Origin of the sequence: Cryptosporangium phraense, assembly GCF_006912135.1 — a bacterium.
Lineage (GTDB): Bacteria > Actinomycetota > Actinomycetes > Mycobacteriales > Cryptosporangiaceae > Cryptosporangium > Cryptosporangium phraense.
Genome location: NZ_VIRS01000017.1, coordinates 82,809 through 105,366, shown reverse-complemented (window position 1 = coordinate 105,366; position 22,558 = coordinate 82,809). Strand labels below are relative to the sequence as shown.

Genomic DNA, 22,558 nt, shown 5'->3' with positions numbered 1-22,558 from the left:
GGCGCGCGCCCGGGTGGACCGGCACCACCCACGGGTGGCACCGGGGTGGAGTCAGCTGTCGCGGCCGAGTGCGATCGCGATCGCGTGGGCCCGGTCGCGGGCGCCGAGCTTGGCGAAGAGCGTGTTCACGTAGCTCTTCACGGTCGCGACCGACAGGAACAGCTCGGCCGCGATCGCCGCGTTGTTGTGCCCCTGGGTCATCGCGTCGAGCACGTCGATCTCACGCGGGGTCAGCGCCGGGAAACGTTCACGCAGGCCCCCGGCCGGCGGCGGGGCCGAGAACCCGCCGATCAGCCGCTCCCCGACCTCGCGGGCGAACGTCGACTGCCCGGCCGCCACCGCCCGCACGGCCGCCGCCAGCTCCGCCCGCCCGGTGTCCTTCGTCAGGTAGCCCCGGGCTCCGGCCCGGAGCGCCCCGCCGATCGACTCGTCGTCCGCGTACGTCGTCAGCACCAGGACGGCGGTTCCCGGGAACCGCTCCCGGATCCGCCGGGTGGCCTCCACCCCGTCCACGTTCGGCATCCGCAGGTCCATGAGGACGACGTCCGGGTGCGCGTCCGCGACCAGGCGCACCGCTTCTTCCCCGTCCGACGCGGCCCCGACGACGTCGATGTCGTCGGCCAGGTCGAGCAGCGTCACCAGCCCGTCCCGCACGATCGCCTGATCGTCGGCGACCAGCACCCGGATCATGAGGCACCCTTCGGCAACGTCAGCTCCACCGCGAACGCCGGCTCCCGGCGCACGATCATCGCGCCGCCCGCGCCCTCGACGCGTTCACGCATCCCGGCCAGACCGTGACCGCCACCCTGCGTCGGATAGGCCGGCGGCGGTCCCGGCGCGGTCGACGCGGTGACCGTCAGCCCCTCGGGCGTCCACTCGAGACGGAGCGTGGTCGGCGAGCCGGGCGCGTGCCGCCGGGTGTTCGTCAGCAGTTCCTGGAGCGCACGCCGGAACGCGACCCGCGCGTCCGGAGCCAGCGACACCGGCTCGCCGGACTCTTCCACCGTGATCTCGCCGCCGAGGTCCCGGTGCGTCCGGACGAGTTCCGCGCACACGGCCTCGACCGAGTCGGCCGGCTCGCGCAGCGTCGACACCGCGCGCTTGGCCTCGTCGAGGCCGGACACCGCGAGCTCCCGGGCGGCGATCACCCGCTTTCGCGCGTCGTCGGTCCGTCCGGATTCGAGCAGTGCGTCCACCGCGTCCAACTGGATCACCAGACCGCCGAGGGAGTGCGCGAGCACGTCGTGGAGGTCGCGCGCGATGCGCGACCGTTCGGTGAGGGTCGCGACCAGCGCGCGTTCCTGTTCGACGGCGAGACGCTCCTCCAGCAGGACGCGGGACTGGGCCTCGGCCGACCGGTACTGCCGCCGGGAGAGGCCGCCGACGCAGATGACGAGCAGGAACGAGAGGGCGGTGACCAGCAACGACGGAGGCGCGCCGACCGCGAGCGCGCCGAGCGAGAGCAACGCGGCGGACCCGGCGACGGCGACGCCGATCGCGCGCCAGGAGCGGCCGACCTGGCCGATGAACGGGATCAGCCCGGCGACCGCCGGGACGAACCCCAGGACGTTGGTGGCGCAGGCGACGAACGAGCCGGTGACGATCATCACGACGTAGAGCCCGAGCCGGCGGCGGGCGAAGTGCTCGGGCAGGAACGTGACCGTCACCCAGCAGGCGATCGCCAACCAGGCCGGCGCGGCGATCCAGGGCGGATCGTCGCGCAGGGCCCGGTCGATCAGGTCGTAGGAGATGAATGCGGCCCCGATGAGGTTGAGCGCGATCGAGAGGGACCGGCGCCGAGCGGGGATCACGCGCCCATTCTCACGCCACCCGCGATGTGGTGGTCGAGCCGCGCCGAGAAGACCAGCGTGCGGACGGCCCGGTTCACCGCGACGATCAGCAGGATCACGCCGACCGACGTGGCGAACGTGGCCCCGAAGTGGGTCCCGACGAGGTCCAGGGCGATCCGGGAACCGATCAGCCCGAACCAGAGCCCGACGCCGACCCAGCCGACCCGGCTCTCGACCGTCGGCATCGTGCCGTCGCGGGACGGCCTGGCCGGGATCGTGGTGATCGGCCGGAAGCGGGCCGTCGTCCCCATCGCGACGCCGGAGGCGACCGCGAGGATCGCGGACAGGACGAGGATCGTGACGTCGGCCGTCGTGACGGCGGTCCGGTGGCCGGCCAGCTGGAACAGGCCGGCGATGCCAAGGATCAGCGGCATCCGCCACATCTTCGAGGTGTCGACCGGGATCCAGCGGAGCTGCCGGGAGACGATGTACGCGAGGAGCGCGAGGCCGAGCGCGATGTCGAGGGCCGTGGTGGGCGTCATGCCCTCGACTGTCGTTGTTTCCGGCTTCGGCCAGTACCACCCCCGGTTGGTGCCCCGGGTGGGGGTTCTCAGCTCTGGGGTTCGCTGACCGGTGTGCCTGGGCCGCAGGTCACCTCGTGTGCCTGCTTCTCGACGTCGCTGTCGTCCGCGGCGTGCGCGGCCAGGGTCGTCGTGGTTCCGTTGCGGGCCTGACGGCCGAAGTCCCGGAGCACGATCTCCGTCTGCGTGACCTGGTGCCCGCCGCCGGACTTCGCCGGCGTCGACAGCCGTCCGACGAGGGTGAAGCCGGTGTCGTTGCGGACGCAGCCCACGCCGGTGCCGTAGCCGGTGAACCCGAGGTCGAACGTGTAGGGGTTGCCCTGGGCGTTCGTCGTCGGGACCAGCCGGCAGTCGACGACGTCGTAGAGGGAGACGGACCGGCCGGTGTTCAGCAGCACGATCGCCGGGCCGGCCGGGGCGAGCTTCTGCCCGATCGCGGTGGCGGCCTGCGGTGCGGCGCTGGTGAACGTGGTCGAGAACGTGGCGCCGGTGGCGGTCTTGACGCCGAGGGTCCGCTTTCCGGAGACGTCGGCGAGCCAGAGGGTGTCGGGGGCGCCGTCGAGGTCCAGGTCGGCGGTGGTGGCGGTTTTGGCGTTGGCGGGGATTTTGGTGTCGTTGGGCGAGCAGCCGTTGCCGGCGGAGGGCTCGGTTGTTGCGGGGGGCTCGGTTTTTGCGGGAGGCTCGGTTTTTGCGGGGGTGGTCGTGGGGGGCGGTTGGCTCGGGGTGGACGCCGTGGCCGAGTTGTCGCTGGAGCTGCCGCAGGCAGCCGCGGCGAGGAGCACGAGACCGGCTGCACCGAGGCGCACGGTTGCATTGATCAACCTCATGGGCCCCAGTGTGCCCCGTACGCCCGGATCCGCACGCATCTGTCGGATGGGCGATCGTTGCGCTGATTGGCTTTCCGAGCGGCGTCGGTCGGCCAACTCCCGCGGCCGGACCCGTCGACGGGCCGCCAGCTGTGACGCGGGCGTCGTCCCGTCGGGGGCCGGCGCGCCAGCACCCCTCATCGATAGCGGTCGCTGACCTGCGTCGCGTCGTCGGCCGCGGGCCGGATCGCGACCTGGCGGGTCGCGGTGTCCGGGGAGGTCAGCACCACGGGCCGATGACGGCCGCGGCCTGGGCTCGAGCCGTCGGCGAACGCAGTGCGCAGCAGAGCGTGCTCCGTCGCCTTCCCACGAGCGGAGCGAGCGCGCACAGCTCAACGCGTCACGCACGTCGAGCGCGTCACGGAGGTCGAGCGCATCACGGAAGCCAGCCCGTCGCGGGAGCGAAGGCATCGGCGATGCCGAGCACGGTGCAGCACCGCAAGCTCCGCAATCCGTCGCCTCGGCGCGAGGGCGCAGGTCAGCGCGCCGCGGCGGTTGAACGCGCCGCGGAGGCCAGCCGAGTCGCGGAGGCCAGCCCGTCACGGAGGCCAGCCCGTCGCGGAGGCGAGTGCATCGGCGATGCCGGGCGCGGTGACGGTGACGGTGACAGGGCCGAGGCCGAGGCCGATCAGGGTCTCGGGGCGTTTTGGTCCGCCGGCCGCACACGGCCAACCAGTCGATCCGGCCCCACCGGCTGACAACAACCCGATCGCTGACTGGAGCAGCACCCAACAGGCTCCCCGGCCACCGCGAACAGCACGTCACCGCATCGGCGATCAAATCGTTGAACTCTTTCGTCACTCGACGCGTGCAACCCATCACCGAAACGGGGGTGCGCAATGGAATTCGGTCTCGGTGAGGACTGGGTCCGTAACTGGTCAGCAGCGGCGTCAGAGCGCGCGGAGCGCACGATGCAGATGGCCGAGGAGGTGGCCGGGCTCTCGGTCTCGGCGCGGTCCGCGGGTGTCGTGGTGACGGTGACGGCCTCCGGCGCGGTCACCGACTTACGGCTGACCGACGCCGTCCGAGGCTGGCCGGTCGACCGCCTGGCCGCCGACATCCTGACGACGATGCGCCGAGCCCAGGCAGAACTCGCCGGCCGAGTCGCCGAGATAGCCGCCAGAACGGTCGGCCCGGACTCCGAGACGGCCCGCACGATCGTCCGCAGCTACCAGGCCCGTTTCCCGTCCCCGGACGAAGGGGCTGCGTTCCGGCCGGGCGACGGCGGGCGGTGGCCGGGTGGTGGGCGTGCCCGGTGACGGCGAGGATGCGTTCGGGGTAAGCCCCGCAGACGTCGTGCGCCACGCCCGCAGCATCGACGACGTAGCGCACGGCGTCGATGGCGCCCGCCGAGCCGCACTCACCGTAGAGCTGGGCCGAGCCGCCTACGGCATCCTCTGCGCCGAGCTCCCCACCCTCTTCGACCCGCTACAACACGGCGCCGTCGATGCCTTCCGAGACGCGGCCGACGCCCTCTCGCGCACCGCCGACGACCTCCGCAACGCGGCCGACGGCTACCAAGTCGCCGACCAGAGCTCGGCGGACCTGATGCCCGATGGCTGACAACGACCTGATCGTCGCCCGCAAGGACACCACCAGATCCTTCAGCGGCGTCCCGATCGCCGAGGACATCGACCAACTCGTCACCGGCTTCCGCACCGGCAGCTGGATAGACACCACGATCGGCGGAGTAGCCACGTCGCTCGACGCCCTGGTCTTCGTCACGGATCCGCTCGGCCAGCTGGTGGCCTGGGGAGTCGGCTGGCTGATCGAACACCTCAAGCCACTCTCGGACGCCCTCGACGCCCTGGCCGGCGACCCGGACCAGATCACCGCCTACGCCGGTACCTGGCGCAACGTAGCCGCCCGGGCGTCGGCCGAGCGAGGAGCCCTGGACCTGGCCGTCAGCGCCGACGTCTACACCTGGACCGGCCCAGCCTCCGACGCCTACCGCCACACCGCACGACACCACGGCGACGCCCTCCACGCACTCAGCTCCGCCGCCACCGCCTTGGCCGAGATCACGACGGGCGCCGGGCTCCTGGTAGCCGCAGTCCGCACGTTCGTCCGAGACCTGATCGCCGAGTTCGTCTCGGTCTTAGCGGTGCGTCTCTGGGAGTGGCTGGCCGAAGAGGGCCTCACCCTAGGCCTGGCCACCCCATGGGTGATCACCCAGGTCACGACCCTGGCCTCGAAGTGGATAGCCCGTATCACCAGCCTCTTACACGCCCTACTAACCAGCCTCCGCCGCCTGGCCCCGATGATCCGCCGCCTAGAAGATCTGATCGGCTCCCTACGCAACGTCTTGCGCCGAGTGCATGTCCCAGATCCGCCTCCGACCCGACCCCAGTCGCGAAGAGCACCCGGGCGTGGTCTCCTGCGCCATTCGGACAAGGACCCGCTACGCGAGCGAGGATCAGCACGAGAAACTCATCCGGCGGAATATGCGGCGGAGATCGCGGAAGCCAAGCGGCTTGGCGTTGAGGTTCTCGAAGAACAAGGTCAAATGGCATACGCCCCGGGCCTGAGCCCGGGAGACCGCGGCCAACTCATTCTGGATCCGGAATCGTCCTACGGCGCCCTACTACACGAGATGAGGCATCTTCGGGACGATCATGAGGCCGGATGGATCGGTTACCGGGGATGGTTCTCCGATCCGGCGACCACCTACACCGCTGAGGCACGAGCCTTTGACGTCGAAATCAAATACGCGAGGTCGATCGGCGACCATAGATCCGTCGAGATCCTGGAGCAGGAGAAACGCGACGTGTACGACACCCTCGTTCGGAAGGCAGAGGGATGACCTTCGACGCGCCGGTGCTGCCGGTCCACGAGTTGAGCAACGCGGAGTTGGAGGAGGCAGTCCGGTCCGGACACTTCTACCGCGCCCGCGCGGTCTTCGAACTAGGCGACCGCGCCAGGAGCGACACGGACGCGGCGGACCGCCTGGGCGCGCTCACCCAACTGTCACTACTACAGAACGATCGTCTCTTCCACCTGGTATCCCTCGCCTGGGCAGCAATTATTTCGTTGCTGTCAGCTGAAGCACCTCATCCTCGCAGCGTCGCCTATGCGGCATTCGCCGGGCTCGAGGACGACGATCAGCGACGTCTGCTGCGCTATCTGAAGGTCGATCGAATCGAGGATGCGCATCCGGGCAGGCTCCGATAGCGCCGTCGGCGAGACCGCACACGCTTCGGTGGCGTTGAGCGCACCGAAGCGTGCAACGGTTCCGCGAGATCAGTTCTTCGGCGGGGCGTAGAGCTGTAGGTCGTTGCCTTCCGAATCCTTGAACGGGACGATCCGGCCCCACTCGTGGTCACTGATCTCGCCGGTGAAGTTGACTCCGGCGGCTCGCAGGCGGTCCACCTCGGATTCGATGTCGTCGTCCGGGCGGAAGCTGATCACCGCGCCGCCGTCGGCGTGCTGGCTGGCCCCCTCGCGCGCGTTGAGGCCGATCATCAGGCCGCCGGCGTCCAGTTCGCTCCACTGCGGCTGCTCGTCGGTGAGCTTGAGACCGAGCACGTCGCGGTAGAAGGTGACGGCCCGGTCCATGTCGTCCACGGGAACCCAAACCGACGCAACACCTGTAGCCATTGCTGCCCCTTCACCCTATTCGTCATCAGGACGCGAGAGCGATACCCCGATTTCCCGGTTCTAAGGGTCAAGAGTCCAGCCAGCGGGCCACGGTGGTGGCCAGATCGGCCGCGGCTTCGGCCAGTAGTTGGGCTCCCTCCTCGGCGGTGGCTCCGGTGGGGTCGCCGAGGATTCCGTTGGGGGTCACCGGGCGGAGACCGGCCTGGCGCATCGTCGGGAGCAGCTCGGCCAGCGGCGCGGTGTTGCCCGGCTCGGCGCGCTGCAGACTCACCCGGGAATCGTCGAGCCACAGCTGCACCGACGTCTCGGTGCGGCCGGCGTGGGCGTCGCCCTTCCAGCGCGGGGCCCAGGCGAGCGCGTCGCGGCCCTCGCTGCGGAGCCGTCGCACCGCGCGGTTGACCGGGATCGCGTTTCCGCCGTGGCCGGACACGAACAGGATCCGTCCGAACGTCTCGGTCGCCGACCGGCCCAGCTCGACCAGCACGGTCTCGATCGCCGACGGCCCGATCGAGAGCGTTCCCGCGAACGCCTGGTGCTCGCCCGACGAGCCGTACGGCATCGCTGGGGCGACCAGCACGTCGGGGCGCTGCTCGGCCAACGCCCGGGCGAGCGCTACTGCGACGTCGGTGTCGGTCGAAAACGGGAGGTGCGGGCCGTGCTGCTCGGTCGACCCGACCGGGATCGCGAGCACGTCGTCGCCGGAGATCTCCGGCCAGGTCCGGTCGGCCAATTCGCTCATCCTGTCGAGTCTCCCAGGTAGTGGTGCCGCCGAAGAAAGCCGACCAGCCGGTCGGCCGCCTCCCCCGCCCGAAGCCCCCCGCCCAGGTCCAGCCCCCCGCCCACGTCCAGCACCCCGCCCACGTCCAGCCCCCCGCCCACGTCCAGCACCCCGCCCACGTCCAGCGCCCCACCGGCCCGAGCCGGCCCATCCGCCCGCGTCGGCCGGCCCCGTACCGGGGCCCCGGTCAACGCCCTCAGCCGCTCGAACGCCGTCCCACCCGGCACCCCAGGCGATTCCGCCCGCGCCTCCACAACAACCTCAGGCGGACGCGTAGCCGCCGGAACGAACTCGCGCCCCTGCAGCTCCCCCAACAACGCCCCCGCATCGGTGTTCAGCGCCAGATCGGCCCGAGCCATCAACGGCGCCCCGACATCCGTGTTCACCGCCACCACGTGCACCGGCGCCCCGATCTCGTGAAACCCCGCCCCCGAAACCCCGAACCCCACGTACAGCACCGGCGCGATCGTCCGCCCCGACACCCCCACCAGGAACGACGCGTCGAACCACCCCGCGTCCAGAGCCGCCCGAGTCACCCCGACCGAAGCCCCGAGCCACCCGGCCACATCCACGACCGCACTCACCGCCCCCAGACCAACCCCACCCCCGATCACCACGACCCGGCTCACAGCGCCGCCCCGACCCGCTCGCCCTCCCGGACCGCCGCATCCGCCCGCCGCGGCGCCAGACAGTCCCCGACCCGGTGCACCGCGAACGGTGCCCCGCGCAACGCACGCCAGAGCGAATCCTCCGGCGCCGGCTGCACCACCGACACGACCCAGTCCACGGTCCGCTCCCGCACCGTCCCGGTCGGATGGTGGGCCAGCGTCACCACGTCCCCGTCCATGGCCGCGACCGTCACGTCCGGCGTGCCCACGATCCCGAGATCGGCCGCGGCCCGGGTCCACAGCTCCAGGTCCAGGGTCGTCCCCAGGTCCTGCCCGACGATCATCCCCGGCGTCGCGATCTCCACCGCGCACCCGCGCGACGCGAGCAGCTCGGCGACCGACGTCGCCTGATGGAACCCCAGCTCGTCGTAGACCAGCACCCGGCCCCACGGCGCGACCCGCCCCGACAGCACGTCGGTCACGTCCACCACGCGGGGAGAGGTGGCCCAGGAGGGCCGCACCGGCCGCGCGCCGGTCGCGAGCACGACCGCATCGGGAGCATCGGCCGTCACCGCGGCCGCGTCGAGCGCGAACCCGGTCCGCACCGAGACCCCGGCCCGGGCGACCGCGGCCACCAACGAGCGGGTCAGCTCCCCGAACTCGGCCCGGCTGGGGACCCGGGCGGCCAGCGGGACCGCCCCGCCGAGCTGCGACGACCGCTCGTACAGCGTGACCGCGTGGCCCCGCGAGGCCGCGGTCAGCGCGGCCTGCAGACCCCCGGGTCCGCCACCGACCACCACGACCCGCGACCGCCGCCGCGGCGGAGCCACCACGACGGACTCCCGCCCGGCCGACGGATTGACCACGCAGCCGATCCACCGGTTGAACCCCACCCGGCCGACGCACTCCTGGTTGCACGACAGGCACGTCCGCGACCCGCCGGACGCCCAGTCCGGGTCCGCGATCTGCCCCCGCACCACGCCGATCAGGTCGGCGATCCCGGACTCCAGCGCCTTCGACGCCTGCGTCCGATCCTTGAACCGCCCCACTCCGACGACCGGCAGCGACACCGCCGCCCGCAGAGCCGCCGGAATGTGCAGCGCATACCGGGCCGGCACCCGCATGCTGGCCTGGATCAGGAACAGCGTCTCGGTCGCGACCCCGATCGACGTGTTCAGGTAGTCCACCGCCCCGGTGGCCTCCACCACCCGCGCCGTCGCCACCGCGGAGTCCAGCGTGATGCCGGCCGCGATCATCTCGTCGCCGCCCAGGCGCACCCCGAGTACCGCGTCGCCGATCGCCGCCCGCACGGCCGCGATCACCTCGAGCAGGAAGCGGTTGCGGTCCGCGTAGAGGTCCGTCCGCCGGTTCGTCGCCCCGGAGAGGAACTGCCGGATCAGCGACGAGTGCGAAGCCTGCAGTTCGACCCCGTCGAACCCGCCCTCGATGCACCGGGCCGCGGTAGCCGCGTAGGCCCGCACCAGGGCATCGATCGAGATTCTCGGAAGCGCCTGGGGCACCTCCCGGAACATCGGGTCGGCCACCGCCGACGGGGCCGGCACCGGCTGCCGCGTGTACATCCCCGACGACTGCCCGCCGTTGTGATTGAGCTGCGCGAGCACGGCCGCCCCGGCGCCGTGCACGGCCGCGGTCAGCCGGCGGTACCCCGGCAGCACCTCCGGCGAATAGCCCCGGATCATCTTCTCGTAGGGCCGGTCCGAGGGGTGCACGGTGTGCTCCTCGGTGATGATCAGCCCGGTGCCCCCGCGAGCCCGGGCCGCGTAGTACTCCACGTGCTGATCCGTCACCAGCCCGTCGTCCGCGAACGACGTCAGGTGGGCGGAGAACACCACCCGGTTACGGAGGGTCAGCCGACCCAACCGCAACGGGGAGTACAGCAGGCTCACGCCGGCAAGGCGCCCTTGGCCGGGTCACCGGCCGGCAGCGCGGACAGCACCACGACGTCCAGCGGCGCGGTCAGCTTCCCCTCCAGCGCGGCCGACATCGCGGTGAACGCCGGACCGGCCGCGTGCACGCCCATGTCCTCCAGCGACTCCCAGCTCTCGATCACGACGAACTTCTCGTCGTTCTCGTGCATCGCGTAGAGGTGACACCCCTTCTCCTGGTGCACGGCCGGCGCGGCCGCCAGCAACGCCTCCCTGACCGCTGCGCGGTCCTCCGGCTTGGGCAGAACCGTAGCGACGATGATCGGCATGCGAACCCCTCTCAAGAAGCGAATATCGACGTCAGAGCAGGCGCCACGTCTCGGTGCGAGTACAGGGGACGCACCAGCCCGCGCCCGGCCCGGGCCAGGTCCCGGCCCAGATCCAGGTCGTGCTCGCCCGGCGGCGTCCCGACGTCGAGCAGCACGTCCAGCCGCGGCAACCGGGCCGCGAACACCCGCGGATCCGGCCCCGCGTTGTGCACGCAGTCCGACAGCAGCAGCACCCGCGCGTCCCGGGCCGGCACCCGGGCCAGCTCCCGCGCCGCCAACTGCAACGGGAACCCGACGTTGGTCAGGCCCCGGGCCGGCACCGACAGCAGCAGGTCCAGCAGGTCCGAGGGCCGGGCGGGCCGTCCGAGCGGCAACAGCACGGCCGCGTCCGACCAGAACGCGATCACCGCGAGGTCGTCGTCGGCGAGTTCGCCCGCGACCGCGCCGACGGTCGCCGCCGCGGTCCGGATCCGCTCACCCTTCATCGACCCGGACACGTCCACGACGAGCACCACCGACCGCCGCGTCTGCACCCGCTCGCGCACGATGATCCGCCGGTCGATACCCGACTCGTCGTCGACCTCGTCCGGGTTCCCGATCAGCGCGTCGAGGGTCCGGTCGAGGTCCAGGTCGGCCGATCCGTCCCGGTACGGCAGCGACGCCAGGTCGCCGACCCCCCGGTGCAGACGACGATCCCGACGCGGACGCCGCAGCGACAGCCGGGCCGCGATCTCCCGGGCCCGGGCCCGCACGGCCAGATCGACGCCGTTCTCCGACGGATCCAGCGCGACCAGCGAGGCCTCCTCGTCGGTCTGCCCCGGAGCCATCGAACCCGGCAGCTGCGGTCCCTTCCGATCCCGCTTACCGCGCCCGGTCAGCACCCGCCCCTGACCCGACGAGGACCGCGAGGGCCGGAACTCGGTCGGCTCCTCGTCGAGCTGTTTGGGCTTCCGCTTCAGCGGCTTGCCCCGCCCGGCCCGGTCGGACCGGCGTTGCACCGGCGAGTCGGCCTCGACCGCTCTTCAACCCGGCTGGGCCGCGGACGGCTGCAGGATGAACCGGTCCTCCCAGATCTCGGTGAGCACGCGCTCCGGCGTCGTGTCGGCGGCCTCGTCCAGATGGATGCGGCCCGACAACGCGACCAGCATGGCGTCCAGAACCAATTGAGCGTACGGGTCGGTCGACGCACGCGAGACGTCCGAGGAGACGGACAGGCCGCGCAGCGCGCCGAGCTGCACCGCGACGAGCGCGAGGTCGATCGCCCCGCGGACGCTGGAGCCCTGACGCACGTCGGGGTGCTCGCGGGTGGCCCGGGTGACCGCGACCGCGTCGCGCACCAGGTCGCTGCCGGCCGGAAGCCCGGTCCGCAGCGCGACGATCCCCTCTTCCGCGGAGGAGGACTGGTAGTCGACCGCCAGCCGGCACAGCCGGTCGTGGACGCTCGACGACAGCCGGGTCGTGCCCACGTTGTCGTAGGGGTTCATCGACGCGATGATCCGGAACGTCGGCAGCGCCTCGATCGTGCCCACCCGGGGAATCGACAGCCGGCGGTCGGCCATCGCGGTGAGCAGCGTGTTCAGCGTGTCGTCGGGAGCCCGGTTGAACTCCTCGATGTAGAGGAAGCCGCCCTGGCGCATCGCCTCGGACAGCGGCCCGGGGACGAAGTTGTCCTCGCTGTAGTCCTCTTTGAGCACGCGCGCGGGGTTGTGGTGGCCGACCAGCTTGGCCGGGGTCAGGTCGGCGTTGCCCTCGACGAACAGCAGCGGGATGCCCCACTCGGCGGTGATCGCGGTGAGCATCGTGGTCTTGCTCGTCCCGGGCGGGCCTTCCAAAACGATGTCCCGGCCGGCCGCGACGGCGGCCAGCACGAGGTCGAGCTCGCGCTCCCGCCCGACCAGGCGGGCACCCACGCGGCCCCGGGCAGCGACCACGTCGGGGGCGGTAGTCATGGTCATTCATGCTCCTATGAGGGTGGCCGGCCCCGGAGGGCCGGCCAGCATTCATTTGGTGGTGTAACCCGCGTCGATCTTCATCTCGAGACCGGTGACGTACCGGGCCTCGTCCGAAGCCAGGAACAGCAGCGCGTTGCTGATGTCGACCGGCTCGACCCACGGCACCGGCAGCGCGTTCGTGCTCTGGAACACCGGCGCGGCCTGCTCGGCCGTCGGGTGCTCGACGTCCGGCAGGAACAGCTTGAACGTGGTCTCGTTCAGGATCATGTTCGTCGCCACCCCGGTCGGGTGGACGCTGTTCACGCGGATGTTGTACTCGGCCAGCTCCAGCGCGAGCGTCTTCATCAGCCCGACGACGCCGTGCTTGCTCGCGGTGTAGGGAGCCACGTTCGGCGTGCCCTTGATGCCCGCGGTCGAGCTGGTCAGGATGATCGAGCCACCCGTGCCCTGCGCGATCAGGTGCGGGATCGCGGCCTTCACCGTGTGCCAGACACCTTTGAGGTTGATGTCCAGGACGTCGTCCCAGTCGCTCTCGCTGACCTCGTGGGTCTTGTCGCTGTGCAGGAAGATGCCGGCGTTCGCACTGACGATGTCGACGTGGCCGAGCTCGGCGACTCCGGCGTCGAGCGCGCCCTTCAACGCGTCGTAGTCGCGGACGTCGACCTTGCTGGCGATGATGCGCCGGTCGAGCGCCTCGACCTGCTTCACGGTCTCCTGAAGATCGGCCTCGGTGGCGCCCGGGTAGAACCGGGTGACGCTGGGGATGTCTTCGGCGACGTCGATCGCGATGATGTCGGCGCCCTCCTCGGCCAGCCGTAACGCGTGGCTACGACCCTGGCCGCGGGCGGCGCCGGTGATGAATGCGACCTTGCCTTCTACCCGTCCCATGACGGTTCCTCCCCTGTGGATCAGTACTGCGTGTTACCCGCGTCCACGGTCATCGACAGCGCGGTGACGTACCGGGACTCGTCCGAGGCCAGGAACAACACGGCGTTGCTCTGGTCGCGCGGGTCGGTGACCTCGACGGGCAGGCTGTTGGCCAGCATCCCGCCGAGCTTCGGGTGCGCGGCGAGCAGATCGCCGAACGCCGAGGTGCCCTCCGAGCTGCCCATCGGGGTGTCGACGCCGGTGGGGTGCAGCGTGTTGACCCGGATGTTGTGCTCGGCCAGCTCGTGCGCGAACGCCTTGCCCAGGCCGGTGACCGCGAACTTGCTGGCCACGTACGGCGTCAGGAACGGCAGGCCCTTGAGACCGGCCGCCGAGCTGGTCATGATGATCGACCCGCCGCCGTTGGCGACGAGGTGCGGCGCGGCCAGCTGGACGGTGTTCCAGGTGCCGGTCAGGTTCACGTCGAGCGTGTCCTGCCAGACCTCGGGCGTGATCTGGTCCCAGCCGCCGATGATGCAGATACCGGCGTTGGCCACGACGATGTCCAGTTTGCCCAGCTCGGCCACGCCGTCGTCGATCGCGGCCTTCAGCGCGTCGCGGTCGCGGGTGTCGACCTGGGTCGCGATGATCCGGCGGTCGAGCGCCTCGACGAGCTTGACGGTCTCGGCCAGGTCGTCCGGCGTCGAGGCCGCGTACGGCACACCGCGGACGGGGCCGCACAGGTCGACGGCGATGATGTCGGCGCCCTCCTCGGCCAGCCGTAACGCGTGGCTACGACCCTGGCCGCGAGCGGCACCGGTGATGAATGCGACTTTTCCTTCGACACGCCCCATCGCGCGCCTCCTCTATCTCTGTCTTACCTCGGTGGGTGATGCACTGCCGGGTAATCGTTGTCACACGGGCAGTGCGGCGACGCGGGATCGATGCCCCGCGGGTAACTGAGGCGAGCTGTCGCTCGCCCGGGATGGTGGCGCGACGATCGCGAACGCCGCTCGGCGGCCCTCCAGCACGGCTTCCAACACCGTCCGCGGGGCGACGCAATCGCCCGCTCTCACCGCGTCGACCTCGGCGAACGTCTCGTCGGGCCGGCGGTGGCCGCAGTCGACGACCGCGGCGCAGGCGACCGTGCGCCGCTCGCCGGTCCAGACGTGCTCGAGCTCGGCCTCGCCGGGCCGGATCGCCGCGACGCGACTGCGCAGCGCACGGTGGACACCCAGCGCTTCGAGCCGGAAGTTCGCGTCGGCGAGCTCGGGGGTGCGGGCGCCCAGCACCGGGTCGGGCGTGACGACGTGCACGGTCCGCCCGGCCGACGCCAGCTGCTCGGCCAGCGCGACCGCGACCGGCCCGCCCACCGGGTCGTCCAGGACGACCGCTCCTGATGGCAGCTCCGCTGCCCCGCTCAGCACGTCCAGTACGTCGACCGTTCCGGCCGCGTTCGCAGGCCGCGACCCTGTCGCGAGGATCACGGTCCCGTGCACGTCGGCCGGGGTGACGGTCCGTTCCGTGCTCATGCGGACGCCCAGCCGCCGGCATTCCTCGGCGAGCCAGTCGACCAGCAGCGCGAGCCGCTCCCGCCCCGGCCCGGCCGCGGCCGTGCGCAACGCCCCGCCGAGCACCGCGGAGCGCTCGGCGACGTGGACACGACGACCGAGGAGCGCGAGGGTCCGAGCGGCCTCCAGCCCGGCCGGGCCGCCGCCGACGACCAGCACCTCGGGCGAATCGCCGGGCCCTGGCCGGCTGGCCGGCGGATCGTCGTCCAGCTCGTGACCGGCTCGGGGCTCGACGACACAGCTGACCAGCGGATTCCGGACGTCACGGACCTGGCAGGCCTGATTGCACAGCAGACACGGCCGAGCGCGGTTCGGCGCCCCGGCCCGGACCAGCGCCACCAGCCGGGGCTCGGCGATCTGGGCCCTGGTCATCTCGACCAGGTCCGCGGTCCCGTCGTCCAGCGCGTCCTGGGCCATTCCGGCGTCCACGACGCTGCCCTGGAGCACGACCGGCACCCGCCCGGCCGCCACCGCCCGCACCGACCGGCACAGCTCCCGGTTGAAGCCGGGTTCGGTACGGGCCGTCGGGCGGTAGCGCGACGACGAGTAGTGCCCGGCCCGCACCACGGTCAGCAGGTCGATGGTTCCGGCCAGCTCGTCCACCAGCCGGTACGCGTCCGCCGGGGTGAGGCCCGCCCAGGGGGCGTCCTCGTCTCCGGACAGGCGCAGAGCGAGCACCCGATCCGGGCCGGCGGCGGCCCGGACCGAGGCGATCACGTCCCGCAGGAAGCGGGACCGGTCCGTGCCGTAGGCGTCGGACCGGAGGTTGGTCAGGCCGGAGAGGAACTGACGCAGCAGCGAGTGCGGCCCGGCGTTGAGCTCGACGCCGGCCAGCCCGGCCTCGGCGGCGAGCGCGGCGGCCGCGCCGAACCCGGCGACGACCGCGTCGATGTCGGGCTGCTCCATGGCGGCCGGCTGCTCGCGGGTCACGACGTCGGCGACCGGCGACGGGGCCCGGAGCACGTCCTGCGAGTACGCGCTGGAGCCCTGCAGGCCGGCGTGCCCGAGTCCGGCCAGCACCAGCGTGCCGTAGGGCCGGCAGGCGGCGGCGATGGCCGCCCAGCCCTCGGCGCACTCGGACGCCAGCGGCGCCCGTTCGTACGGCCAGTCGTCCGGGGTCACCGACGCGACCTCGGTGACCAGCACGCCGGTGCCCCCGGCGGCCCGCTCGGCGTAGTACGCGCGGGCCCGGTCGCCCAGCGCCCGTCCGCGGGCCAGGTTGGTCTCGTGCGGACCGAACACGACCCGGGACGGGGCTAAGACACCGGCGACTCCGACCGGCTCCGTGAGGAGCATCGTGCTGAGGTCAGCAGCCGCAGGCGCCGGAGGCGCATCCGGAGCTCGGCAGCACGGTGAACCCGGACAGCGGGTTCTCGTCGCAGGCCTTGTCGGGTGGTCTGGTCGTCAGCGTGAGCGCCACCGGACGCGACTTCCGCTCGGTGCGGTGCGAGTGGTCGAGCGACGGCTTCGGGGCGGACCCGGCCACCACGCCGGCCAGCGCGTTCTCCCCGTAGCCCTGCACGCACTCCGGGTCGGGCCCGTCCAGCGGCAGCCCGGTGAAGAACTTGGCCGCCATGCACCCGCCCTGGCAGGAGTCGTAGTGCTGGCAGGACCGGCAGGCGCCACCGGTCTGCGGCTGCCGGAGCTCCTGGAACAGCTCCGACGTGCGCCAGACCCCGGTGAACCCGCCGGCGTCACGCACCGACCCGGCGAGGAAGTTCTCGTGGATCGCGAACGGGCAGGCGTAGACGTCCCCCACCGGGTCGATCAGGCAGACGACCCGGCCGGCGCCGCACAGGTTCAGGCCCGGGAGCGCGTCGCCGAAGGCGGCGAGGTGGAAGAACGAGTCACCGGTCAGCACGTCCTCGCCGTGCGCGACCAGCCAGTCGTAGAGCTCACGCTGCTGGTGCGGGAGCAGGTGCAACTCGTCCCAGACGTCGGCGCCGCGGCCGGACGGACGCAACCGGGTGAGCCGCAGCTGGGCGCCGTACCGGTCGGCGATCGCCTTGAACTCGTCGAGCTGGCCGACGTTGTGCCGGGTGCAGACGACCGACAGCTTGAAGCCGCGGAAGCCCGCGTTCGACAGGTTCTCCATCGCGCGCATGGCCGTGGCGTACGAGCCCGGGCCGCGGACGTGGTCGTTGACCTCGGCGGTCGCGCCGTCGAGCGAGATCTGCACGTCGACGTAGTCGGATCCGGCCAGGCGTTCGGCGACCGCGGGCGTGATCTTCACGCCGTTGGTGGAGAACTTGACCCCGACCTTGTGCTCGGTCGCGTAGTCGACGAGCTCCCAGAAGTCGGGCCGGACGGTGGGCTCGCCACCGCCGATATTCACGTAGAAGACCTGCATCCGCTCGAGCTCGTCGATGACGGCCTTGGCCTCGGCCGTGGTCAGCTCGCGCGGGTCACGACGTCCGGAGCTCGACAGGCAGTGGACGCAGGACAGGTTGCACGCGTAGGTGAGTTCCCAGGTCAGGCAGATGGGGGCGTCGAGACCGAGCTTGAAGTGGTCGATCAAGCGGGTGGCTGTGGGTGCCGTCACGAGGACGCCTCCGTCCGTGCGGTAATCATGTCGGTGGACGCCAGCGTGGCCAGTGCACGCGCCAGCCGCCGCTGCTGCGGTACGTCGGCGCCGCTCGCGGCCAGCGCGGCGCGGGCGGACGGGTGATCCGACAGGGTGGTGACCACCCCGAGCAGGGTCGGGTCCTTCAGGAAGGAGAGGCGGCGCGTGCCGAAGTGGTAGAGCAGGGCTCCGAACGGCTCCGGCCGGACCGCGACCTGGGGATGGACGTCCCAGGCGCGATCCAGGTCGAAGCTCGTCAGAACCGCGGGACTGTCCGGGACCGCGGTCATGACTGATCTCGGCTCAGTAGACGCCGCACATCCCGTCGATCGAGACGTCCTCGACCAGCAGGTCGTCCTCCACCAGGTCGACCTCGACGGTCTCCTCGACGGCGGTGGCTTCGAGAGTCTCGGAAGGCATGGAATGCTCCTTTGCGCTGATGGGGAGCTCGTCGCCGCAAAAGGCGAGCGTCACTCAGGAACAGCACCAACACTAATGACACCCGATGCAGAAAGGAAGAGCGGATGACGAACCAGCCGGGTCCGCCTCCTGCGCGGATGGGCCGGCCACCGGCGACTTCCCACGACGAACTAGAACAAATCGGACTAGAGCTGTTTACCACCCGCGGATTCGACGAAACGACGATCGACGAGATCGCGTCGGCCGCGGGCATCAGCCGCCGGACGTTCTTCCGCTACTACACGTCGAAGAACGACCTGGTCTGGGGCGACTTCGACGCCGAGCTGGCCCGGCTCCGCGAACGGCTGGCGGCCACGCCGGCCGACGTCCCGATGATGGCCGCGCTCCGCGAGGCGGTCGTCGCGTTCAACCGGGTCGACGCCGACCACGTCGCGCTGCACCGACGGCGGATGGCGCTGATCGTGGGGGTGCCGACGCTGATCGCGTACTCGACGCTGCGGTTCGCCGGGTGGCGCGACGTGATCGCGGAGTTCGTCGCGGGTCGGGTGGGGCGGCCGGTCGAGGACCTGCTCCCCCAGCTGGTGGCGCACGCGGCGCTCGGGTGTGCGCTGGCCGCGTACACGGAGTGGCTCGCGCGGTCCGACGCCGACCTGGATTCGCTGCTGGACGAGGCGATCGGCGAGCTGGCCAGCGGGTTCGCCGGCCACGAGTCACCGGACGCGCGATGAGTTCCGGCGCGGCGAGGGACGGCGGCGTGGCCGGGGGCGGCGGGCTGGCGCCGGGTGGGATTCGGCTGAGGCTGGACTCCGGGCTCCGGATCAGCGGGGACGGGCGGACGCTGCTCGGCGGCTCCCCCGGGCGTCTGCTGCGGGTGGCCGAGGCCGGCGTCCCGCTGATCCGCGCGTGGGCCGACGGCACCCCGGTCGGCCCGGCCGCGCCCCACCGCAAGCTCGCCCGCCGGTTGCTCGACGCCGGGATGGCCCACCCGGTCTGGGACCCGGCCGAAGGCGTCACCGACGTCACGGTCGTCGTCCCGACCTACGCGCGCCCGGCCGAGCTCGCCCGCTGCCTGGAGGCGGTCCGCCGGACCGCGCCCGGCGCCCCCGTCGTCGTGGTCGACGACGGTTCCCCGGCCGACGCCGGGATCGCCGGCGTAGCCGGGCGGTTCGACGCCCGGCTGGTGCGCCACCCGGTCAACCGCGGCCCGTCCGCGGCCCGGAACACCGGCCTGGCCGCGGTCGAGACCCCGTTCGCCGCCCTGGTCGACTCCGACGTCGTCGTTCCCGACGGCTGGCTGCACGCGCTGCGTCCGTACTTCGCCGACGAGAAGGTGGCCGCCGTCGCGCCCCGGGTGACGAGCCACGGCGACGGCGCGGGGACGGGCTGGCTCGGCGAGTACGAGGCCGCGCACTCGCCGCTCGACATGGGACCGTCGCCGGGCCTGGTCCGGCCGGCCGCGATCGTGCCCTACGTCCCGACCGCGACCCTGCTGGTGCGGATGCGGGCCGTCCACGAGATCGGCGGACGCTTCGACGAGGAGCTCCCGATCGGCGAGGACGTCGACTTCGAATGGCGGCTCGTCGACGCGGGCTGGAACGTCCACTATGTCCCGTCGGTGACGATCGGCCACGAGCACCGGACGCGGCTCCGCCCGTTCGTCGCCCGGCGGCGCCTCTACGCCCGCTCGATCGGGCTGCTCGAACGTCGTCACCCGGGTGCGCTGCCGGCCGCCCGGGTGAGCCCGGCGCTCGCGGCCACCGTCGTCCTGCTGGCCGCCCGGCGGCCAGTGGCGGCCACGGCCGCCGCCGCGATCGGCGTGGGGGTACTGGCCCGGCAGCTGAGGCCTGTCGTCCCGGCGCCGGTCACCGAGGCGGCGCACCTGGTCGCGGCCGGCCTGCCGGTGACCGCGATGGGCCTGGCCCGGGCCGTCGGCCGCGTGTGGTGGCCGCTGCTGGTCCCGGCGGCCGTCGCGGTCCCGAGGCTGCGCGCGCCGCTGGCCGCCGCAGTGGCCGCGCCGATCGTCACCGACTGGTGGCAGGCCGGCCGCCGCCCCCGCCTGGACCGCTACCTGGCCGCCCGCCTGCTCGACGACGCGGTCAGCACGGCCGGCAACTGGGAGGGCTCGCTGCGGGCCGGCACCCCCGGCCCGCTCCTCCCGGCCGGCACCAGGCGACGGTGAGGTGTCCGGCCCGGAAATATTCGGCCCGACCCGCTGAAGTGGACGGACCCGGCGGCCGCCGCCGTCCGCGGCCGGCTCGACGCCGGCGCGTCGCGACCGGCCCGGTCCCGGCCGACGCGGCGCTCGCGAGCTCCGCGATTCCGCTGTCCTTCCCCGCCGGACGTGCGCGGGCGGTCGTACGTCGACGGCTTTCTCTGGGACAACACGCCGCTCGGTGCGCTGACCACGCACGCCGGGTGCCGCTCCGCGGTCGTCATCCATCTCGGGACCGGTCTGACCTGGGACCGGCACGCGTTCGGCGGTTGCCAGGTCGTCGAGATCCGTCCGAGCCGGCCACTCGGTCCGGCCGGGAGGCCGGGTGGCCCGACCGCGCCGCTGGACTTCCGCCGCCGCACGGTCGAGGCGCTGCGCGAGCTCGGGTACGCCGACGCGGACGCCGTGCTCGCCGATCGGCGGCTGGTGTTCGGTGCCCGCGACGCGCTGCGCCGCTCGGCCGAAACGATGCTCGACGCGGTCGCGCGCCTCGACGAGCAATGGGGCAGCGGCCCGGACGACGAGCGTCCGAGCCGCGCGCTCGATTAGCCCCAGACCTCCTCGGCGACCTCGACGATGAGGCGGAGCTTGGCCCACTGCTCAGCCGCGGTGAGCGCGTTGCCCTCCACGGTGGACGAGAACCCGCACTGGGGCGACAGGCAGATCTGGTCGAGCGACACGAACTTGCTCGCCTCGTCGATCCGGCGCTTCAGGTCGTCCTTGCTCTCCAGCGCGCCGCTCTTGGTCGTGACCAGGCCGAGCACGACCTGCTTGCCCGGCGGCACGAACCGCAGCGGCGAGAAGTCGCCGGAGCGCTCGTCGTCGTACTCGAGGAAGAACCCGTCGACGTCGAGCTGGGTGAACAGCGCCTCGGCGACGAAGTCGTAGCCACCCTCGGCGGCCCACGAGGAGCGGAAGTTGCCCCGGCACATGTGCGTCGTCACCGACAGCCCGTCCGGGCGCCCGGCCAGGGCCGCGTTGATCTGGGCGATGTACCGCTCGTGCTGGTGGTCGGGGTCACCGCCCTGGGCCGCGACCATCTCGCGCTGGGCCGGGTCGTTCAGGTAGGCCAGGCTCGTGTCGTCGAGCTGCAGGTAGGTGCAGCCGAGGTCGGCGATGGCCCGGACCTGCTCCGCGTAGGCCGCGGACAGGTCGGTCCAGAACTGGTCGAGGTCGGGGTACACCGACGGATCGATCGCGGCCCGCCCGCCGCGGTAGTGCACCATGCTCGGCGACGGGATCGTCAGTTTCGGCGTACCGGTCGTGACCTGGTCTTTCAGGAACAGGAAGTCGTCGGCGAAGATCGGCGACGGCAGCGTGATCGGACCGTCGACGCGCAGCGCGGCGGACGTGAACTCGAGGCCGCCCTGCGCGTTCCGGAACTTGACCGTCAGCTGCTCGTCGGCGCGGTGGACGCCACCGAGGCGGTAGATGAAGTCCATGTGCCACGACGTCCGGCGGAACTCGCCGTCGGTCGCCGTCCGCAGTCCGGTGTTCTCCTGCTCTCTGACGACGGTCCGGATCGCGTCGTCCTCGATCGCCCGTAACTCCTCGGACGGGATCCGCCCGGCGGCGAAGTCGGCGCGGGCGGCGAGCAGCTTCGGAGGCCGCAACAGGCTCCCGACGTGATCGGCGCGGAACGGCGGGCGAGTGCGTGCAGTCATCGCTTCGGTCCCCTTCATCGCTGAAGACACGGACGCCCGAGTAGAACACGTCGACCTGGGCTCCGCCCCGATCACGCCCGACCTCGCCGCTGCGGCGCCACCGACGCACTCGGCTCGTAGCCGGTCGTCCAGAGGTGTGCCGGCACCCGTGGTCCGGTCCGGAGCTCGTCCGGGGTCGTCGACGACGACGATCTCCGCGGCGGTCTCCTGCGCACGCACCGATTCGATCGCCTGCCGCACGTACCGGCCCTGGTTGAACAGCGGAACGACCACCGAGACCGGGCTCCGGGCGCCCGGGCCGGGCCGCGAACGCAGGTGACGACGCACGTAGCCGGCCGCCCACCGGCGGAAGACGCCTCCCACCGTCGCGGGCTCGTCCGGCTCGACGCCGCTCCGCACGCCGAGCCACTGTGGACGCCCCGCCGCGCCGGCGGTGACGTCGGCACATGCCGACGACGCTACGACGCGCTGATGTTCACCAGCCAGGGAACGCCGAACTTGTCGGTGACCGCGCCGAACTCGTCGCCCCACATCTGCTTCTCCAGCGGCGTCTGTACGGTGCCACCCTCGGCCAGCTTCGCGAAGTACCCGCGTAGCTCCTCGGCGTCGTCGCCGCTGATGCTGACCGTGAAGTTGTCACCCGGGTTGAGCGGCATACCCGGCGGCAGGTCCGAGACCATCAGCGTGTAGCCGGCCGGCGTCTCCAGCTGGCCGTGCATGACCTGGTCGGCAATCTCGGCGTCGCCGCCGAACTGGCCGAACGTCATCACGTTCAGCTCACCGCCGAGGACGCTCCGGTAGAAGTCGAGCGCTTCGCGGGCCTGCCCGCGGAAGTGCACGTAGGGGTTCAGACGCGAGACCATGGGCTCCTCCA

Annotated in this window: 26 protein-coding genes and 1 pseudogene; 7 read left to right on the top strand and 20 right to left on the bottom strand. The window is 72.0% G+C overall.

The window, feature by feature from the left end; genetic code table 11:
• Positions 1-51: 51 nt before the first annotated feature.
• From FL583_RS23420 to FL583_RS23405, 4 genes are all read right to left on the bottom strand, one after another.
• Entirely contained in the window at positions 52-690 is a 639-nt protein-coding gene (locus tag FL583_RS23420) for a response regulator transcription factor (RefSeq protein WP_142706952.1), read from the bottom strand.
• Positions 687-1,811: a sensor histidine kinase gene (locus FL583_RS23415; protein ID WP_142706951.1), complete on the bottom strand. Its 1,125-nt coding sequence runs from the start codon at positions 1,809-1,811 to the stop codon at positions 687-689. Before FL583_RS23415 ends, FL583_RS23420 begins: the two co-directional genes overlap by 4 nt.
• On the bottom strand, positions 1,808-2,332 hold the full coding sequence (locus FL583_RS23410; RefSeq protein WP_142706950.1) for a hypothetical protein: 525 nt from the start codon (positions 2,330-2,332) through the stop codon (positions 1,808-1,810). Before FL583_RS23410 ends, FL583_RS23415 begins: the two co-directional genes overlap by 4 nt.
• A 68-nt stretch (positions 2,333-2,400) precedes the next feature.
• Positions 2,401-3,198 carry a hypothetical protein gene (locus FL583_RS23405; protein ID WP_142706949.1) on the bottom strand — a complete coding sequence of 266 codons (798 nt, stop codon included), beginning with the start codon at positions 3,196-3,198 and terminating at the stop codon, positions 2,401-2,403.
• A gap of 878 nt (positions 3,199-4,076) precedes the next feature.
• Between FL583_RS23405 and FL583_RS23400 the strand changes: the two genes are divergently transcribed.
• The 4 genes from FL583_RS23400 to FL583_RS23385 are packed head-to-tail and all read left to right on the top strand — an operon-like array spanning position 4,077 to position 6,408.
• Positions 4,077-4,496, top strand: coding sequence for a YbaB/EbfC family nucleoid-associated protein (locus FL583_RS23400; protein WP_142706948.1), 420 nt, complete (start codon positions 4,077-4,079; stop codon positions 4,494-4,496).
• The gene (locus FL583_RS23395; protein WP_205752385.1) at positions 4,486-4,800 is read left to right on the top strand and encodes a type VII secretion target; all 315 of its coding nucleotides are present in this window, start codon (positions 4,486-4,488) and stop codon (positions 4,798-4,800) included. The genes FL583_RS23400 and FL583_RS23395 overlap by 11 nt, the downstream gene beginning before the upstream one ends.
• Positions 4,793-6,040, top strand: a complete 1,248-nt coding sequence (locus tag FL583_RS23390) for a WXG100 family type VII secretion target (protein ID WP_142706946.1) — start codon at positions 4,793-4,795, stop codon at positions 6,038-6,040. The genes FL583_RS23395 and FL583_RS23390 overlap by 8 nt, the downstream gene beginning before the upstream one ends.
• Positions 6,037-6,408, top strand: coding sequence for a hypothetical protein (locus FL583_RS23385; RefSeq protein WP_142706945.1), 372 nt, complete (start codon positions 6,037-6,039; stop codon positions 6,406-6,408). Before FL583_RS23390 ends, FL583_RS23385 begins: the two co-directional genes overlap by 4 nt.
• A gap of 69 nt (positions 6,409-6,477) precedes the next feature.
• On the opposite strand, the gene FL583_RS23380 is transcribed toward FL583_RS23385, so the two are convergent.
• The 13 genes from FL583_RS23380 to mftA form a co-directional block, all read right to left on the bottom strand.
• A complete protein-coding gene (locus FL583_RS23380; RefSeq protein ID WP_142706944.1) occupies positions 6,478-6,834 on the bottom strand; it encodes a VOC family protein in 357 nt (118 codons plus the stop codon).
• 67 nt (positions 6,835-6,901) lie between these two features.
• Entirely contained in the window at positions 6,902-7,573 is a 672-nt protein-coding gene (gene mftE, locus FL583_RS23375; protein ID WP_142706943.1) for a mycofactocin biosynthesis peptidyl-dipeptidase MftE, read from the bottom strand.
• Complete coding sequence (locus FL583_RS23370) at positions 7,570-8,241, bottom strand: FAD-binding protein (protein WP_170323832.1); 672 nt, start codon at positions 8,239-8,241, stop codon at positions 7,570-7,572. Before FL583_RS23370 ends, mftE begins: the two co-directional genes overlap by 4 nt.
• Positions 8,238-10,127: a mycofactocin system FadH/OYE family oxidoreductase 2 gene (locus FL583_RS23365; protein WP_142706941.1), complete on the bottom strand. Its 1,890-nt coding sequence runs from the start codon at positions 10,125-10,127 to the stop codon at positions 8,238-8,240. The genes FL583_RS23370 and FL583_RS23365 overlap by 4 nt, the downstream gene beginning before the upstream one ends.
• Positions 10,124-10,435 carry a putative quinol monooxygenase gene (locus FL583_RS23360; protein ID WP_142706940.1) on the bottom strand — a complete coding sequence of 104 codons (312 nt, stop codon included), beginning with the start codon at positions 10,433-10,435 and terminating at the stop codon, positions 10,124-10,126. Before FL583_RS23360 ends, FL583_RS23365 begins: the two co-directional genes overlap by 4 nt.
• Before the next feature lie 11 nt (positions 10,436-10,446).
• Positions 10,447-11,433, bottom strand: a complete 987-nt coding sequence (locus tag FL583_RS23355; protein WP_205752383.1) for a vWA domain-containing protein — start codon at positions 11,431-11,433, stop codon at positions 10,447-10,449.
• Positions 11,434-11,457: 24 nt separating this feature from the next.
• Entirely contained in the window at positions 11,458-12,384 is a 927-nt protein-coding gene (locus tag FL583_RS23350) for an AAA family ATPase (RefSeq protein WP_420843183.1), read from the bottom strand.
• A gap of 51 nt (positions 12,385-12,435) precedes the next feature.
• Positions 12,436-13,275, bottom strand: a complete 840-nt coding sequence (locus FL583_RS23345) for a mycofactocin-coupled SDR family oxidoreductase (RefSeq protein WP_142706938.1) — start codon at positions 13,273-13,275, stop codon at positions 12,436-12,438.
• A 20-nt stretch (positions 13,276-13,295) separates the two neighbouring features.
• A complete protein-coding gene (locus tag FL583_RS23340) occupies positions 13,296-14,108 on the bottom strand; it encodes a mycofactocin-coupled SDR family oxidoreductase (protein WP_142706937.1) in 813 nt (270 codons plus the stop codon).
• A 60-nt stretch (positions 14,109-14,168) separates the two neighbouring features.
• The gene (locus FL583_RS23335; RefSeq protein ID WP_142706936.1) at positions 14,169-16,121 is read right to left on the bottom strand and encodes a mycofactocin system FadH/OYE family oxidoreductase 1; all 1,953 of its coding nucleotides are present in this window, start codon (positions 16,119-16,121) and stop codon (positions 14,169-14,171) included.
• Positions 16,122-16,131: 10 nt separating this feature from the next.
• On the bottom strand, positions 16,132-17,367 hold the full coding sequence (gene mftC / locus FL583_RS23330) for a mycofactocin radical SAM maturase (RefSeq protein ID WP_142706935.1): 1,236 nt from the start codon (positions 17,365-17,367) through the stop codon (positions 16,132-16,134).
• The gene (gene mftB, locus FL583_RS23325; RefSeq protein ID WP_142706934.1) at positions 17,364-17,678 is read right to left on the bottom strand and encodes a mycofactocin biosynthesis chaperone MftB; all 315 of its coding nucleotides are present in this window, start codon (positions 17,676-17,678) and stop codon (positions 17,364-17,366) included. The genes mftC and mftB overlap by 4 nt, the downstream gene beginning before the upstream one ends.
• A 13-nt stretch (positions 17,679-17,691) precedes the next feature.
• A complete protein-coding gene (mftA, locus tag FL583_RS23320; RefSeq protein ID WP_142706933.1) occupies positions 17,692-17,808 on the bottom strand; it encodes a mycofactocin precursor MftA in 117 nt (38 codons plus the stop codon).
• 104 nt (positions 17,809-17,912) lie between these two features.
• Here mftA and mftR point away from each other — a divergent pair, with 104 nt between their 5' ends.
• From mftR to FL583_RS23305, 3 genes are all read left to right on the top strand, one after another.
• Positions 17,913-18,536, top strand: a complete 624-nt coding sequence (mftR, locus tag FL583_RS23315; protein ID WP_142706932.1) for a mycofactocin system transcriptional regulator — start codon at positions 17,913-17,915, stop codon at positions 18,534-18,536.
• Positions 18,533-19,987, top strand: a complete 1,455-nt coding sequence (mftF, locus tag FL583_RS23310; protein WP_142706931.1) for a mycofactocin biosynthesis glycosyltransferase MftF — start codon at positions 18,533-18,535, stop codon at positions 19,985-19,987. The genes mftR and mftF overlap by 4 nt, the downstream gene beginning before the upstream one ends.
• Before the next feature lie 162 nt (positions 19,988-20,149).
• Complete coding sequence (locus tag FL583_RS23305; protein ID WP_142706930.1) at positions 20,150-20,569, top strand: patatin-like phospholipase domain-containing protein; 420 nt, start codon at positions 20,150-20,152, stop codon at positions 20,567-20,569.
• Here the strand turns inward: FL583_RS23305 and FL583_RS23300 are convergent.
• The 3 genes and pseudogenes from FL583_RS23300 to FL583_RS23295 all read right to left on the bottom strand — a co-directional run bounded on the left by FL583_RS23300 (position 20,566) and on the right by FL583_RS23295 (position 22,547).
• Positions 20,566-21,684 carry a 5-methyltetrahydropteroyltriglutamate--homocysteine S-methyltransferase gene (locus FL583_RS23300; protein ID WP_420843182.1) on the bottom strand — a complete coding sequence of 373 codons (1,119 nt, stop codon included), beginning with the start codon at positions 21,682-21,684 and terminating at the stop codon, positions 20,566-20,568. The two genes, FL583_RS23305 and FL583_RS23300, sit on opposite strands and share 4 nt — an antisense overlap.
• Before the next feature lie 183 nt (positions 21,685-21,867).
• Positions 21,868-21,957: pseudogene (locus FL583_RS43045) on the bottom strand (glycosyltransferase); the annotation flags it as partial.
• Positions 21,958-22,142: 185 nt separating this feature from the next.
• Positions 22,143-22,547 carry a VOC family protein gene (locus FL583_RS23295; protein WP_142706928.1) on the bottom strand — a complete coding sequence of 135 codons (405 nt, stop codon included), beginning with the start codon at positions 22,545-22,547 and terminating at the stop codon, positions 22,143-22,145.
• Between the last annotated feature and the right edge of the window lie 11 nt (positions 22,548-22,558).